The following is a 14142-nucleotide window of genomic DNA, read 5'->3' on the forward strand; positions in this document are numbered from 1 at the left end:
GCAAAAACACTAAAATGCTGACAGCGGGTGTTTTTACGGTTAAACCGTAACTCAAAAACACGAATTTTACTACTTTTCGATAAAACGCACTAAACGACGATAAAAAACAAGTCGGTTTCCTTTTTTTACTTTACGTTTGAAGCGCCGAGAGTACTTATTTAGAGTTTGAAGACCTAAAAATGGTTACTGGAAGCATGATCGAGATCTTAAACTGGCGTCAGTTTTTTTAATTTCCGGATGCGGACTAGTAGTATAAATCTTTATTCCAAGATAAAAATGAACCTTATATTTTTACATAATAGAACTTTAAAGAGTATCTTGTACGTAATTTTCTTTGTTACTTTTTCAAGTTTATTCGCACAAACACCTTATTATAAGGTGACTTATTATATTTCAGAAATTAAACTTCATGGTTCCATTGATAATATGGACGAAAAAGCTCAGCGTTTTACGGAACAAATTATTAATCGAGCCAAAGATGTAAATTACATTCTTACAATAAATAAAGATTACTCTTTCTTTGAGTCGGAAAATTTTTTAAGTAAAGAAAACGAATCTTCCCAAGAAAATATGCAATTAATTTTGGCAAAAAGGTTTGCTTCATTTAATGAGAAGGTTTACGCCAATCATAAAAAAGATAGTATTGTTGTTATTAGAGACTTGGGAGGTGTGAATTATAGTGTAAAAAGGAAGAATTATGTTTTTAATTGGGTAATAAAGAAGGAAAATAAAAAAATATTAGGTTTAGACGCCATGAAAGCGGAAGGCAACTATTATGACGCTTTAACAAATAAAGAATTAAAAGTTGAAGCTTGGTTTATTCCATCAATACCTATTCAGGCAGGTCCAGATATTTTTATGGATTTACCCGGCTTAATTGCAGAAGTAAATTTGCAAGGAGCTGTTGTTACAGTTAAAAAAATTGAACCAATAACAAACATAGGTATAGAAAAAGTTGATGATTCTAAAGCAATTAGTCAACAAGAATTTGAAAGCTTAATTGGTGATTTAACAAAAAAAATGGAAAATTATAATGAGGATTGGTAGTCGCATGTTTAAATATTTTCAGTCAGCGAGGCCCTTGATATTATAATACATTTTATACTTTGTAAAAAGCCGGCTTGGGATTACACTGAAGATGTTTACAGTCAAGCAACAGATAGTCTTGAAGCTGGGCTTGCTTTTCAGTATATTATGTCTACTTGTACTTAAGATAACTAATAGGGTGGAACTCTAAATGGTTTCACCCTTTTTAATAAATAAATAATGAAAAATAGATTATTAACTTTATTACTCCTACTTTCTTTAAGTAGCATTTTTGGACAAAACACGAGTGGTATTATAAAATACACTGTGGATTTAAATAGTTTTTATGATCTGCTTTCGGAAAAATACGAAAACGATCCTAATAATTATATACTCAAAATCAACAAAGAATTAATTAAAGTAGCATCAGGATTTCAGTATATCTTGGAGTTTAACGGAACGACATCTAAATTTGAAATAAATAAAGGTTTAGCAATCGGTGAAAAAGATAGGCATTATAATATGGCAATAGGGTTAACAGGTAGAGGAACTTATTTTACAAATTTAAAAACTAATAAACAACTTCAACTGAAAGAAGGATATGGTGATAAAACATATATTGAATCCAATTTAAATATTGATTGGACCTTGACTAAAGAAACCAAGAAAATAGGTGACTTTATATGCTATAAAGCTACAAGCTATAAGGAGTTGCCTTCCAGTAAAGTCTTGGTTACAGTTTGGTATGCTCCGCAAATACCTATAGCATTTGGGCCTAAAGAGTACGTCGGTAATTTACCGGGACTTGTTTTAGAGTACGAAGATAATGTTGTGCATTTTACTGCCAGTAAAATTGTTTTAAACCCTAAAAAGGCAATCACTATAAACTGGCCAGAAGGTAAAACCATAAGTAAAGAAGATTACCAAAAACAGAATAGTGAATCCTTTTCAACCTTAAAAGAGAATTCTGGCAGATAATAAAAATTAGTCATTATAATTAATTATTGATGAGGTGTGTTTCAAAATCCAAAATTTAAGTTTTCAACGGCGTCAGAGATTGTATCACAGTTACATTGCTCTTAATGGGATATAATTTTCAAATCACATAACAATATGAAAAAATATTTCTTTGGTGTTGTAATACTCTTAATACATCTAAATAGTGCTTTTAGTTTTGCTCAAAGCAGCCAGGTTTCTCGCGCTATTACCTACTCTGTTAGTTTAGAGCCAATTTATAATGCAGTTGCTGAACGGTTTAAGAAATTGGCGTTTCAAATATTTTTAACACGGAGTTTGAGCAACAAAACTCTTTTTCAAATTTTTATATTAGCGATAGTAAAACCTTTATTATGCCTAGAATTTTTATGTTTAAGGTGGCTTATAAATTGTAACGAATGCAGGTCATTCTAATCCAAGTAAGAGTTGTAGAAACAATATTTCTAATTGCTAGTTTTTTATCTAGAGTAATAAGATGGATTAGAACAAAACGCAACAATGTCACTCCGAATATGCAATGAATCTCGTATCAAACTAATTACAATTTCCATATTCCTATTATTCTGTCTACTTATTTACAAGCTAAATAGCTTAAAAAACGTCAAAACTCAAAAACTCAAAAACACTAAAATGCTGACAGAGGGTGTTTTTACGGTTAAACCGTAACTCAAAAACGCGAATTTTACTACTTTTCGATGAATCGCAATAAAGGACGATTAAAAACAAGCTGGTTTCTTTTTTTTACTTTACGTTTGAAACGCCGAGAGTAATTATTTAGAGTTTTGAAGACCTAAAAATGATTACTGGAAGCATGATCGAGATCTTAAACTGGCGTCAGTTTTTTAATTTCCGAATACGGAATAGTAGTGTAAAACTTCAACAAAACTTCTAAATTAAAACTTCAAGGCTTTACTATAAGCCAAACACGTTTATTAACCAATCTGTTCTATAAATTTGGGAATAGGTTTTAAATTTTAGAAATCATGAAAAAATTATTTAGTATTTTCATATTAACATTGTTTTTTGCGGGAAGCATTAATGCCGTCAACTTGAACGTTCTTAAAATTGAACAAAAAGAAAAATCTTGTGAAGATGAAGCTTGGGATACTGCCCAAGAACTATATGAAACGTTTAACGATAGTTTCATTGCTGGTGATTATTTAGAATTCGCTTTAGGTTTATGTGAATAAGTGGGACTATATATGATAATAAGCCATGTTACTTATAAAATGTAATATGGCTTTAAATTTTAAGAAATATGAGAAATTTAGTTTATTACGTTTTTATACTCTTTGTATACTTTAATAGTTCATTTAGTTTTGCGCAAAGTAACTATTTTTCTGGCACTGTTACTTATTCTGTAAGTTTGGAACCGTTTTATAACCAAATGGAAGAACGTTATAAAAATGAATCCAACAAAACCGCTTTACAATACCTAACACCTATTGTGAAAACTGCTTCAAATTTTACTTGTAATTTAATTTATAAAGGACAACAATCTAAATTTAGTGTGGATAATGGGATGGCATTAGGCGATAATGAAAGGTTAGCATTATTGGCTCAAGCTATGATTGCTAAAGGCATTTATTACACCAATTTAATTACTGGGAAACAAATGTTACATGTAAATCGGACTAAAAATACGTTTGTAGAAAGTGATCTGAATACTTTTGAATGGCAGCTTACTAAAGACATGAAAAAAATTGGTGATTATGTTTGCTATAAGGCCATTGCTTACCAAGAATTAGAAAACATAGGTGAAGTGAAAATAACAGTTTGGTACACACCGCAAATACCTATAGCATTTGGGCCTAAAGAGTACGTAGGTAATTTACCGGGACTTGTTTTAGAGTACGAAGATAATGTTGTGCATTTTACTGCCAGTAAAATTGTTTTAAATCCTAAAGAGGTAATCACTATAAATTGGCCAAAAGGTAAAACCATAAGTAAAGAAGATTACCAAAAACAGAATAGTGATTCCTTTTCAACCTTAAAAGAGAATTCTGGCAGATAATAAAAATTAGTCATTATAATTAATTATTGATGAGGTGCGTTTCAAAGCCAAAATTCAAGTTTTCAGCGGCGTCACAGATTGTATCACAGTTAAATTGCTCTTTTGGTGATATAATTTTCAAAAAACATAACAATATGAAAAAATATTTCTTTGGTGTTGTAATACTTTTAATACATCTAAATAGCGCTTTTAGTTTTGCTCAAAGCAGCCAAGTTTCAGGTACTATTACCTACTCTGTTAGTTTAGAGCCAATTTATAATGCAGTTGCTGAACGGTTTAAGAAAGAGGCCAATAAGGCTGGACTTCAAATGGTTGTTAATATGGCTCAAGCAGCTTCAAATTTGGAATGTAAATTAAACTTTAACGGTTTTAACTCTAAATTTGGATTGGTAAATACGATGGGTTTAGGTAATGCAGACAAAATGATGATTTTAGCGGTTAGATCGGTAACTCAAGGTGATTATTATACCAACCTAATGACTCAAAAACAAATTTTAAATGATAACTCTAGCAAAGAACTTTTAATAGAAAGTAACCTAGAAGAACCTACTTGGCAACTTACTAAAGACATGAAAAAAATTGGCAATTATACTTGTTATAAAGCCATTACTTATAAAACATTGGAGAACATAGGTGAAGTTCCCATTACAGTTTGGTACACACCGCAAATACCTGTAGCATTTGGCCCAAAAGAATACGTAGGTAATTTACCAGGACTTGTTTTAGAGTATAAAGACCAGATGGTACATTTTGTAGCGAAAAAAATAGTATTGAACCCTAACAAAGCAATCACTATAAATTGGCCAGAAGGTAAAACCATAAGTAAAGAAGACTACAAAAAACAGAATGACTTTTCCTTTTCTACACTTAAAGAGAATTCTGGTAGATAGAAAATTATAGCTACTGAAAACAAGTGTTGTATGAAATTTAAAATTATTTTTATTCTATTAATCTTGATATCGGTAGTTGTTAAAGCTCAAAATATAGAGATTACAGGCTTTATTAAGGACAGTCTTCGAAACCCATTAGAATATGCTAATATTTTGGCGGTTCCAAATGCCGAAAATGCCGATATGCGTTTTTCGATTACGGATAAAGCAGGTAAATATCTTTTAAAATTAGAAGCAAACCATACTTATGAAGTTACGGTTAGCTATTTGGGTTATCTCCCGCAAAATTTAACACTGGCAGCAGAAGAAAATGATGTTTCTAAAAGTTTTACGCTTAAAGAAGGTTTGAATCAACTTACGGAAGTAGAACTGCATTACACACCGCCAGTAACAGTAAAAAAAGACACAATCATTTATTTAACAGATAAATTTGTAACGGGTGAAGAGCGTAAACTACGGGATGTTTTAAAAAAATTGCCAGGCGTAGAGGTGGATAGAGATGGCAATGTGACTTCCAACGGAAAACGCGTAACCAAAGTACTCGTAGAGAATAAAATGTTTTTTACAGGCGATAGCAAGTTAGCGGTAAACAATATTCCTGCCGATGCTATAGACAAGGTCGAAATGTTAGATAATTACAATAAAGTTGCCATGCTAAAAGGCTTACAGGATAGTGACGATTTAGCCATGAACATAACGCTTAAAGAGGATAAGAAAAAATTTGTATTTGGCGATGTGGAGGGTGGTGCAGGGATAAAAGAGCGTTATATGCTGCATCCCAACATATTTTATTACAGTCCAGAAACAACTATAAATTTTATAGGTGACATTAATAATACTGGCGTTAAAAGTTTTACGTTTCGCGACTATTTGGAGTTTGAAGGCGGTACCAGTAAACTTTTGCAAGATGCCGGAAGCTATATAGAATTATTTAATAGCGATTTTGCCAGGTATTTAAATAATGATGATTTTAAAGCCAATACCAATCAGTTTGCAGCTGCAAATATTAGGCAATCCATAAGTAAAGATTCCGATATAAGTGCTTATGTTATAACTAACAATGCCAAAACAGAAGCGCAAAGCGAAACCAATACAGCTTATTTAGATAATAACACACCTTTTATTGAAGATAGAACAAGCGCCAACAACGTAAACACCTTTTTTACAATAGGAAAACTAACCTATGATTATGCGCCAAGTTTTAAAGAAGACTTGAGTTTTAACAGTTTTGTGAAAATTACTAACAATGATAGTCAAGGATTTATTTCAACTATAAATCCGGCACAAAATAACCAAATTGAGACCCAGTCCGATATTAAAAACATCAATTTAAAACAGCATATAAGTTACAGTAAAAAACTCAATGATAATCATACAGGAACTTTGGAAGCATCTTACACCTACCAAAATGATAAACCGATTACAAATTGGGTAACCAACCAGCAGATACTGCAAGGGCTAATACCGTTGGAAACTGATAATTTCTATAATATTCTACAAAATAAAAAAATTAAAACGCACGTGGCAAATGCCATTGTTAAGGATTACTGGGTGTTAAATAGTTTTAACCATATTTACACAAGCGTTGGCGTTAATGCCGCCTATAATGATTTGTATTCAAACGACTCCCAATTATTAAGTGATGGCAGTATTAATGATTTTGAAAGTGCTGGTTTTGGTAACGAATTTCAATACCAATTTGTTAATCCTTTTATAGGTTTGGAGTACAAGTTTCAAATAGGTATAGCCACCTTTAAACCGGCTATATACTACCATCTTTATTTGTGGAGCACCAAGCAACTTAATGATAGTGATTCTAAAAGAAAAGCTTTGTTTTTACCACAATTCACTTCAAATATAGAGTTTAATAATAGCGAAAAAATAAGGTTTAAGTATCAACTGAATTCGCGTTTCCCCAGCGTTGATCAATTAGCTAGTAATTTTGTATTATCTAGCTTTAATAGAGTTTATAAGGGGAATCCAAATCTGGAAAATCAATTGTATCATTCAGCTAGTTTGTATTATTATAAATCCAGTTTTTTTAAAGGTTTCTATTTAAATATTGGCACGAGCGTTAATAAAAAAATTGAACAGACTAAAACCGTTACACAGTTAAATGGTATTGAGCAATTTAATACAGAAATTATGTTCAGGCAACCAGAGCACAGTTGGACGGTTAATGGCGCTATAAATAAGAAAATTAAAAAAATAAGCTATAAGTTTAAAAGTCGTTTTCGCTATAATGATTTCTATCAGGTAGTTAATAATCAAACACATTTAAATATTTCAAAAGGCATTTCATCCACCGTTAGTTTAGAATCGTTTTTTAAAAATTGGCCAAATTTTGAAATTGGTTACACAAAAGATTTTAGCAACTATAAAGCTTTTGGGAATAAAACAAATTTTGAAAATGATGAGGTTTTTACCCGTTTAGAGTATGATTTTTTAGAGAATTTTATCATAAAAGCCGATTATACGTTTGATAGTTATAAGAACAAAACGACCGGTATAAATAATCAATCCGACAACGCGAATGCATCTTTGTTTTACCAAACGGAAAATAGTCCGTGGGGTTTTGAAATTGGCGTTTCAAATATTTTTAATACGGAGTTTAAACAACAAAACTCTTTTTCAAGTTTTTATATTAGCGATAGTAAAACCTTTATTATGCCTAGAATTTTTATGTTTAAGGTGGCTTATAAATTGTAGCTACATGGTGCTATTGCAGGAGACAGATCCTGGAACTTAATTAAATAATATTGGTAATTGTAATTTAGTAGCATACATACTGAGTTAAATTAGTAATACAAGGTTAAAACGACACGCTAAATAATTATCGGTGTCTATTAAAACCAAACAAAAATGAATTTTTTTAAAATAATTGTAATATTATTAATTACATCTGTTTTACAATCTCAAAACATTGGTTATGTGGAGTACGGATATGTTACAGATTTAGGCATTACTTACGAAACTACAGGTAAGTTAAATTTTAATACAAATGCTTCATTGTTTATACAGTTAAAGAGTTCGGGTAAAATCAAAGACAAGGTCTATAATCAAGACGACGATGGCAAGACCAGTATTGCTGTAATTAAAGAAATGGACGTTAGACCAACAAACTATACGAGTAAAAAAGAAGGCGCGCTATATAGTATTCATACCTTTTTTAAAAAAACATATTTAGTTAAAGAAGTAATTCCTAAAATAGCTTGGCAATTAACAACCCAAACCAAGAAAATAGGTCAATTTAATTGTCAAAAAGCGACTGGTGTTTTTCGAGGTAGGAATTATACAGTTTGGTTTACCAATGAAATTCCATTACCCTTTGGTCCATGGAAATTAAATGGATTACCCGGTTTAATTTTAGAGGCCAAAGACGATTTAAATCAACTATATTTTTTCGCTAAAAAAGTAGTTCTAGGAACGCAGGAAACAATAAGTAAACCTCAAGCAGAAAAAGAAATAGAGTTAAAAACATTTATTAGTCTTAAAGATAAATTGTATAAAGACAAAGAAAAAGTTATTGCAACAAAAGTACCAAGAAATAGCCAGTTTAAATTTACACCATCAGCAAGGAGTTCACAAAAGGAAATAACTTACGAATGGGAAATAGAAACAGATTAAATAGTGATTTGATGTTAGCACTGTTTTATCATATTTAAAAATTTCTGTTTTCATAAACTTCACTTTCAGGTCACGTTACCAATAGTGTTGGCGGTGTGTTATCCGCTAATATTGTACTAAAAGATGACGCTAATCAATCTGTTTTTACATACTATTATACGGATCAAATGGGTGATTTCACTATTTAAACTAAACTTAAAGGGAAATTTAATCTGGTGTTTTCATCAATGGGTTAGCAAACTAGAATAAAAAAGGTCCTTATTAATGGGTATAAAAAATAGATTGTTACAACTGTAATTTATTAGAAAAGGCGTACTTCTTTAACCAGGTTATTGTAAGAGTGAGTTATGCTTGATTTTATATGTTTAAAGTGGTTTGTAAATTGTAACAAAATCAAGTCATTATAATGCAAGTAAAAATTATAGAAACAAGATTTCTAAATGTCATTTTTTTAATCTTGAGTAATAAGATTGTTTAGAATAACATGTAACAATGTCATTTCGAACATTGAAATGATTCACTTGTCAAACTAATATCAACTTCTGTATTCCCATCATTTTGTCTACTCATTTTACAAGCCAAATACCTTGAAAAGTGTCATATTTTAAAAATCCTAAAACACCAAAGTGCTGACAGAGGGTGTTTTTACGGTTAAACCGTAACTCGAAAACGCGAATTTTACTACTTTTCGATGAAACGCAATAAACGACGATAAAAAATACGTAGGTTTCTTTTTTTTACTTTACGTTTGAAAAGTCGAGAGTGCTTATTTAGAGTTTTGAAGACCTAAAGATGATTGCCGGAAGCATGATCGAGAAAACTTCAAGGCTTTATGACAAGCCAACAACGCTTATTAATCAACCTAATGTAGAATAAAAAATATAAGGTTTTAAATTTTATTAATGATGAAAAATGTATTTTTTGCCCTAGCTCTTATGCTAGCTTCAACATTTGCTTCAGCAAATAACAAAACAAATTCTGATTTAAGCTCTACCGAAATTGTTTCTTCAAATGAAATAGAGTTAACTCTTAACTTGGGTGATATTACAAATAAATCAGTTACAGAGATTAACCAAGAAGTTCAAGATTTTATCATAACAAATTTAAAGTCGGTTGATGCACTGTTAGATTGTACGATAACAGTAACTGGCAGTGTTAATGTTGGTGTAGCTTCTGTAGAAATAAGTGTAGCAGTTAGTGGGTCATGCGGCGAGGTGATGGTAAAAGGCGCAGAAATTGCGAATATAGTTCTAGAGAAAATTAAAAATGCTTTAAGCAATTAAGAATTTATAAAAATCAAAAAATTATAAACCTATGTTGGCTATTTGTCAGCATAGGTTTTGTTAAATAGAAATAAATGAAAAAACTCCTAACAGTTATTTGTATATTCTTTACAGTCCTTCATGTCCAAGGTCAAAACGAAAAAACTTACAATTATAAAATAGAATATGATATGTTTCTTAATTTCGATGGATATAAGAAGTATTCAGCTATTTTATTTTTTAATGAAAGTCAATCTTATTTTAGTTACCAGATTGACGACAGTACGAAAAACAAATTAACGAACGAAGATGATGACGCTAATTTAATTTCATTTAAGATAGTGGATAGTTCAAGATATTTTATTCAGTCAAATAAAGTTCTGAATTCTATTTTACAACTAGAAAAGGGTTTTCAGGAAGAAAAGTTTTTTTTAGTAAATGAAGCTATTCCTAAAATTGAATGGAATATAACTAAAGAAACAAAACAAATAGGTTCGTACAACTGCTCTAAAGCTTTAGGCTATTTTGCAGGGAGGAATTATATAGTTTGGTTTACATCTGAACTCCCAAACTATTTTGGACCTTGGAAATTACATGGTCTTCCAGGAACAATTTTGGAGGCGCATGATGAGTTGAATGAGGTTCAATTTATTGTCACTAAAATCGAAAATATCAATCAGTTTGTAAAAAAAATTGATAGTGTTGAGTCATATAAAACGATTAATAGAGAAGAGTATATTAATTCATTAAATCAATTCATGGACGATTTGGGAAAAAAAATCGGAACAAAAGTTGGTCGAAATTTCAACGTGAAAGTAAAAAGCCCAGTTTACAAATCAATTGAAATATATGAAAATTAGTTTTTTGCAAGTTTTTTTTCTTTTTTTCTGTCTATCTTCTTATGCTCAATTTAATAAAATAAAGGGAAACGTAGTTTCCAATAAAGATAACTTACCCATAAATTCAGTAAGTATTACTATAAAAGATAATTCTGAAGGATCAATTTTGGATTACACTTATACTAATGAACAAGGTGAATTTAGCTTTGACTTAAAGGATAAAGGAAGTTTTTATTTAACATTTGCATCATTAGGTTTTGAGAATAAATCAATGACTTTGGTCACTAATGATAAAGAGTTAAAGATTGATGTTTTACTTAAAGAAAAACTAACAATTCTAAATGAAGTGATTATAAAATCATCTCAGGCTATTTTAGTAAAAAAGGACACCATAGTTTTTAATGCAGCCAAATTTTCAAATGGCACTGAGCAAACCGTTGAAGATCTTCTAAAAAAAATACCAGGATTAATAATTGATGATGACGGAACCATAAAAGTTGGTAACAAAGAAATTGAAAAACTGATGATTGATGGCGATGATTTATTTGAAAAAGGCTATAAAATTTTATCAAAAAACATGCCTTCTTACCCTATTAAAGAAATTGAAGTTTTAGAAAACTACTCCAATAACCGTTTGCTAAAAGGCATTGAAGAAAGTGATAAAGTAGCACTAAACTTAAAATTAAAAGAGGATGCTAAACGCATTTGATTTGGCAATATAGAATCCAGTATAGGTAATGATAATTTTTATTCACTAAAAGGAAATCTAATGAACTTTGGCAAAAAGAATAAATATTACTTCTTTACTAATTTTAATACAGTAGGTTATGATGCTACAGGGGATATAAATAATCTTATTAGGCCTTTTAGAATGAATGAACCAGCAAGTATTGGCGATAATCAAAGCGTAAGTTCATCTTTGAGTCTAGCTCCTAGAAATCTGAATTTTAAAGATAGTAGAACTAATTTTAATAATGCTGAACTGGTATCACTTAACGCTATTTTTAATCCAACCGATAAATTGAAAATTAAAACACTCGGATTCTTTAATTGGGATGAAACGGACTTTTTTAGAAACAGTGTAGATATTGTTGATGTTAGTGGAGCAAGCTTTATGAATACCGAAACGTATAAACTCCGCAACAAAAAATTGACAGCTTTTGGAAAACTAGATTTAATTTATAATATTTCTAAAACTAAAATGCTTGAAACTACCACCAAATATAATTTTGGTGACTATAATAATAGCGCTAATTTAGTGTTCAATGGAAACGCCACGATTGAGAATTTAAAACACCAAAATACGCTTCTAGATCAGAAGGTAAACTATACTAATAAATTTAAGGACCAAAAGGTATTTCTTTTAACTGGACGATTTATTCACGAAAAAACACCGCAGAATTATAGTGTTAATCAGTTTTTTTATCACGATTTATTTCCAAGTGTATCCACGGCAGATAATGTGACTCAAAAAAGTAACAGTCAAATGCAGTTTGCAGGTATTAATGCGCATTTGTTAAATAGGAAAAAAAATGGGGATTTACTAGAACTGCAAATTGGTAATGCTTTTAGAAAGGATAAACTTTCAACCGCTTTTTCATTATTGGAAAACAATTTAGTATTAGAGGCGCCTGAAGGTTACCAAAATCATACAGCTTATTTAGTTAATGATTTATACTTTAAAAGTAAATACCGTTTAAAGATTAATAATTTTGGTATTGTTGGAAATTTAGATCTACACCAGCTTTTTAATACGCTGGAAAATAACGGGATTTCTGATAATCAAACGCCATTTTTCGTTAATCCAAGTTTAGGTTTTGATTGGAAAATAAATGATAAAAATAAAATAGCTTCATCCTACTCTTATAATACAAGCAATGCGAAGATGATGGATGTGTTTAGCGATTTTGTGTTAACAGGTTTCCGTTCATTTTCTAAAGGAACAGGCAGTTTTAATCAGCTGAATGCTTCAAGCTTTTTCTTAAATTACCAATTGGGTAATTGGAGTGATCGCTTTTTTGCAAATACATTCTTTATCTATAATAAAAATCACGATTTCTTTTCAACAAACACGCATATTGAACAAAACTTTGCAAAAGCCGAAAAAATACTAATTAAAGACCGTGAGTTTTTTAGTGTTAATTCTAAATTTGATTATTATTTTAAATTTATATCCTCAAATCTAAAGTTAGATTTAGGGTATAGTAAAAGCGATTTTAAAAATAGTATAAATAACGCCAGTTTAAGGCAAGTTATTTCTAATAATTATAATGTAGGATTAGAACTGCGTTCTGGTTTTAAAGGTGTTTTCAATTTTCATATAGGCACAAAATGGACGACAAACGTTATAGAAACTACCATAAAAAACTCATTTACTGATAATACCAGTTTTCTAGATATGACTTTTTTATTTAACGATGTGTTTGACGTACAATTTCAAACGGAACGCTACTATTTTGGAAACTTAATAAAAGACAAGGCCTATTATTTTTTAGATTTTGATGCACGCTATAAACTAATAGAAAATAAGCTAACATTGGGACTTACAGGAAAAAACCTTTTTAATACTAAAACTTTTAGAAATTATAACATTAGTGATATTGTTAGTTCATCCACAGAATATAGATTGTTACCACGTTATGTATTATTAAAATTGGAATACAGATTTTAAAAAGCTATTCTTAAAAATTTCAAAAGCCATTGGTTTCCGAATGGCTTTTTTATTTCGTATTTTTCCGAAGCAAAAAAATAGAGACATGATTAATAAACAAGTTGCAGATATTAACGAAGCCTTTAAAGGCGTAACGGATAATATGACCTTTATGTTCGGCGGTTTTGGATTAAGTGGTATTCCTGAAAATTGTATTGCAAAACTGGTAGAATTGGAAGTAAAGGGATTGACCTGTATTTCTAATAATGCTGGTGTTGATGATTTCGGACTGGGATTATTATTACACAAACGTCAAATAAATAAAATGATTTCGTCTTACGTAGGTGAGAATGATGAATTTGAGCGCCAAATGTTAAGTGGTGAATTGGATGTAGAATTAATTCCTCAAGGCACACTTGCCGAACGTTGTCGTGCCGCTCAAGCTGGCTTTCCGGCAATTTATACGCCTGCTGGTTACGGAACCGAAGTAGCTGAAGGAAAAGAAACTCGTGACTTTGATGGGAAAATGTATGTGTTAGAACATGCATTTAAAGCCGATTTTGCTTTTATAAAAGCTTGGAAAGGAGACGCAGCGGGAAATTTAATTTTTAAAGGAACTGCTAGAAATTTCAATCCAAATATGTGTGGTGCCGCAAAAATAACTGTTGTTGAGGTGGAAGAGTTAGTGCCTGTTGGCGAATTAGATCCAAATCAAATTCATATACCAGGTATTTTTGTACAGCGTATTTTTCAAGGTAAAAATTACGAGAAACGCATTGAACAACGAACTGTTAGAACTCGGAATTAATTTTCAAATCATCAAATTAACAAATCATCA

At 30.7% G+C, this 14142-nt stretch carries 12 protein-coding genes; all 12 read left to right on the forward strand.

All coding sequences use genetic code 11. From position 1 onward, the window contains the following. Nucleotides 1-276: 276 nt before the first annotated feature. The 12 genes from BZARG_RS10245 to BZARG_RS10295 all read left to right on the forward strand — a co-directional run bounded on the left by BZARG_RS10245 (nucleotide 277) and on the right by BZARG_RS10295 (nucleotide 14112). Entirely contained in the window at nucleotides 277-1047 is a 771-nt protein-coding gene (locus BZARG_RS10245; protein WP_157998030.1) for a GLPGLI family protein, read from the forward strand. Nucleotides 1048-1266: 219 nt separating this feature from the next. After that, nucleotides 1267-2004 carry a GLPGLI family protein gene (locus BZARG_RS15295; protein ID WP_008637951.1) on the forward strand — a complete coding sequence of 246 codons (738 nt, stop codon included), beginning with the start codon at nucleotides 1267-1269 and terminating at the stop codon, nucleotides 2002-2004. 1001 nt (nucleotides 2005-3005) lie between these two features. Then, nucleotides 3006-3212, forward strand: coding sequence for a hypothetical protein (locus BZARG_RS10255; RefSeq protein WP_008638000.1), 207 nt, complete (start codon nucleotides 3006-3008; stop codon nucleotides 3210-3212). A gap of 68 nt (nucleotides 3213-3280) precedes the next feature. After that, the gene (locus BZARG_RS15300) at nucleotides 3281-4036 is read left to right on the forward strand and encodes a GLPGLI family protein (RefSeq protein ID WP_050807302.1); all 756 of its coding nucleotides are present in this window, start codon (nucleotides 3281-3283) and stop codon (nucleotides 4034-4036) included. 134 nt (nucleotides 4037-4170) lie between these two features. Further along, complete coding sequence (locus BZARG_RS15305; RefSeq protein ID WP_008638028.1) at nucleotides 4171-4926, forward strand: GLPGLI family protein; 756 nt, start codon at nucleotides 4171-4173, stop codon at nucleotides 4924-4926. A gap of 30 nt (nucleotides 4927-4956) precedes the next feature. Then, a complete protein-coding gene (locus BZARG_RS10270) occupies nucleotides 4957-7635 on the forward strand; it encodes a TonB-dependent receptor (RefSeq protein ID WP_008637969.1) in 2679 nt (892 codons plus the stop codon). A gap of 153 nt (nucleotides 7636-7788) precedes the next feature. Then, nucleotides 7789-8553, forward strand: a complete 765-nt coding sequence (locus BZARG_RS10275) for a GLPGLI family protein (protein WP_008638035.1) — start codon at nucleotides 7789-7791, stop codon at nucleotides 8551-8553. A 902-nt stretch (nucleotides 8554-9455) separates the two neighbouring features. Further along, nucleotides 9456-9836: a hypothetical protein gene (locus tag BZARG_RS10280; RefSeq protein ID WP_008637924.1), complete on the forward strand. Its 381-nt coding sequence runs from the start codon at nucleotides 9456-9458 to the stop codon at nucleotides 9834-9836. Between the two features lie 74 nt (nucleotides 9837-9910). Continuing rightward, nucleotides 9911-10675 (forward strand): GLPGLI family protein, encoded by a 765-nt coding sequence (locus tag BZARG_RS10285; protein WP_040288466.1) that lies wholly within the window; start codon nucleotides 9911-9913, stop codon nucleotides 10673-10675. Next, the gene (locus tag BZARG_RS16170) at nucleotides 10665-11363 is read left to right on the forward strand and encodes a carboxypeptidase-like regulatory domain-containing protein (protein ID WP_008638083.1); all 699 of its coding nucleotides are present in this window, start codon (nucleotides 10665-10667) and stop codon (nucleotides 11361-11363) included. Before BZARG_RS10285 ends, BZARG_RS16170 begins: the two co-directional genes overlap by 11 nt. A 60-nt stretch (nucleotides 11364-11423) precedes the next feature. Next, on the forward strand, nucleotides 11424-13325 hold the full coding sequence (locus BZARG_RS10290) for a TonB-dependent receptor (RefSeq protein ID WP_008637998.1): 1902 nt from the start codon (nucleotides 11424-11426) through the stop codon (nucleotides 13323-13325). Between the two features lie 85 nt (nucleotides 13326-13410). Then, on the forward strand, nucleotides 13411-14112 hold the full coding sequence (locus BZARG_RS10295; RefSeq protein WP_008638060.1) for a CoA transferase subunit A: 702 nt from the start codon (nucleotides 13411-13413) through the stop codon (nucleotides 14110-14112). Nucleotides 14113-14142 lie beyond the last annotated feature (30 nt).

Origin of the sequence: Bizionia argentinensis JUB59 (genome assembly GCF_000224335.1) — a bacterium.
Taxonomy (GTDB): Bacteria; Bacteroidota; Bacteroidia; order Flavobacteriales; family Flavobacteriaceae; genus Algorimicrobium; species Algorimicrobium argentinense.

Coding starts and splice junctions, on each gene's coding strand:
- BZARG_RS10290 (WP_008637998.1), top strand. CDS start 11,424: ATGAACTTTGGCAAAAAGAATAAATATTACTTCTTTACTAATTTTAAT.
- BZARG_RS10275 (WP_008638035.1), top strand. CDS start 7,789: ATGAATTTTTTTAAAATAATTGTAATATTATTAATTACATCTGTTTTA.
- BZARG_RS10285 (WP_040288466.1), top strand. CDS start 9,911: ATGAAAAAACTCCTAACAGTTATTTGTATATTCTTTACAGTCCTTCAT.
- BZARG_RS10245 (WP_157998030.1), top strand. CDS start 277: ATGAACCTTATATTTTTACATAATAGAACTTTAAAGAGTATCTTGTAC.
- BZARG_RS15295 (WP_008637951.1), top strand. CDS start 1,267: ATGAAAAATAGATTATTAACTTTATTACTCCTACTTTCTTTAAGTAGC.
- BZARG_RS15300 (WP_050807302.1), top strand. CDS start 3,281: ATGAGAAATTTAGTTTATTACGTTTTTATACTCTTTGTATACTTTAAT.
- BZARG_RS15305 (WP_008638028.1), top strand. CDS start 4,171: ATGAAAAAATATTTCTTTGGTGTTGTAATACTTTTAATACATCTAAAT.
- BZARG_RS10295 (WP_008638060.1), top strand. CDS start 13,411: ATGATTAATAAACAAGTTGCAGATATTAACGAAGCCTTTAAAGGCGTA.
- BZARG_RS10270 (WP_008637969.1), top strand. CDS start 4,957: ATGAAATTTAAAATTATTTTTATTCTATTAATCTTGATATCGGTAGTT.
- BZARG_RS10280 (WP_008637924.1), top strand. CDS start 9,456: ATGATGAAAAATGTATTTTTTGCCCTAGCTCTTATGCTAGCTTCAACA.
- BZARG_RS16170 (WP_008638083.1), top strand. CDS start 10,665: ATGAAAATTAGTTTTTTGCAAGTTTTTTTTCTTTTTTTCTGTCTATCT.
- BZARG_RS10255 (WP_008638000.1), top strand. CDS start 3,006: ATGAAAAAATTATTTAGTATTTTCATATTAACATTGTTTTTTGCGGGA.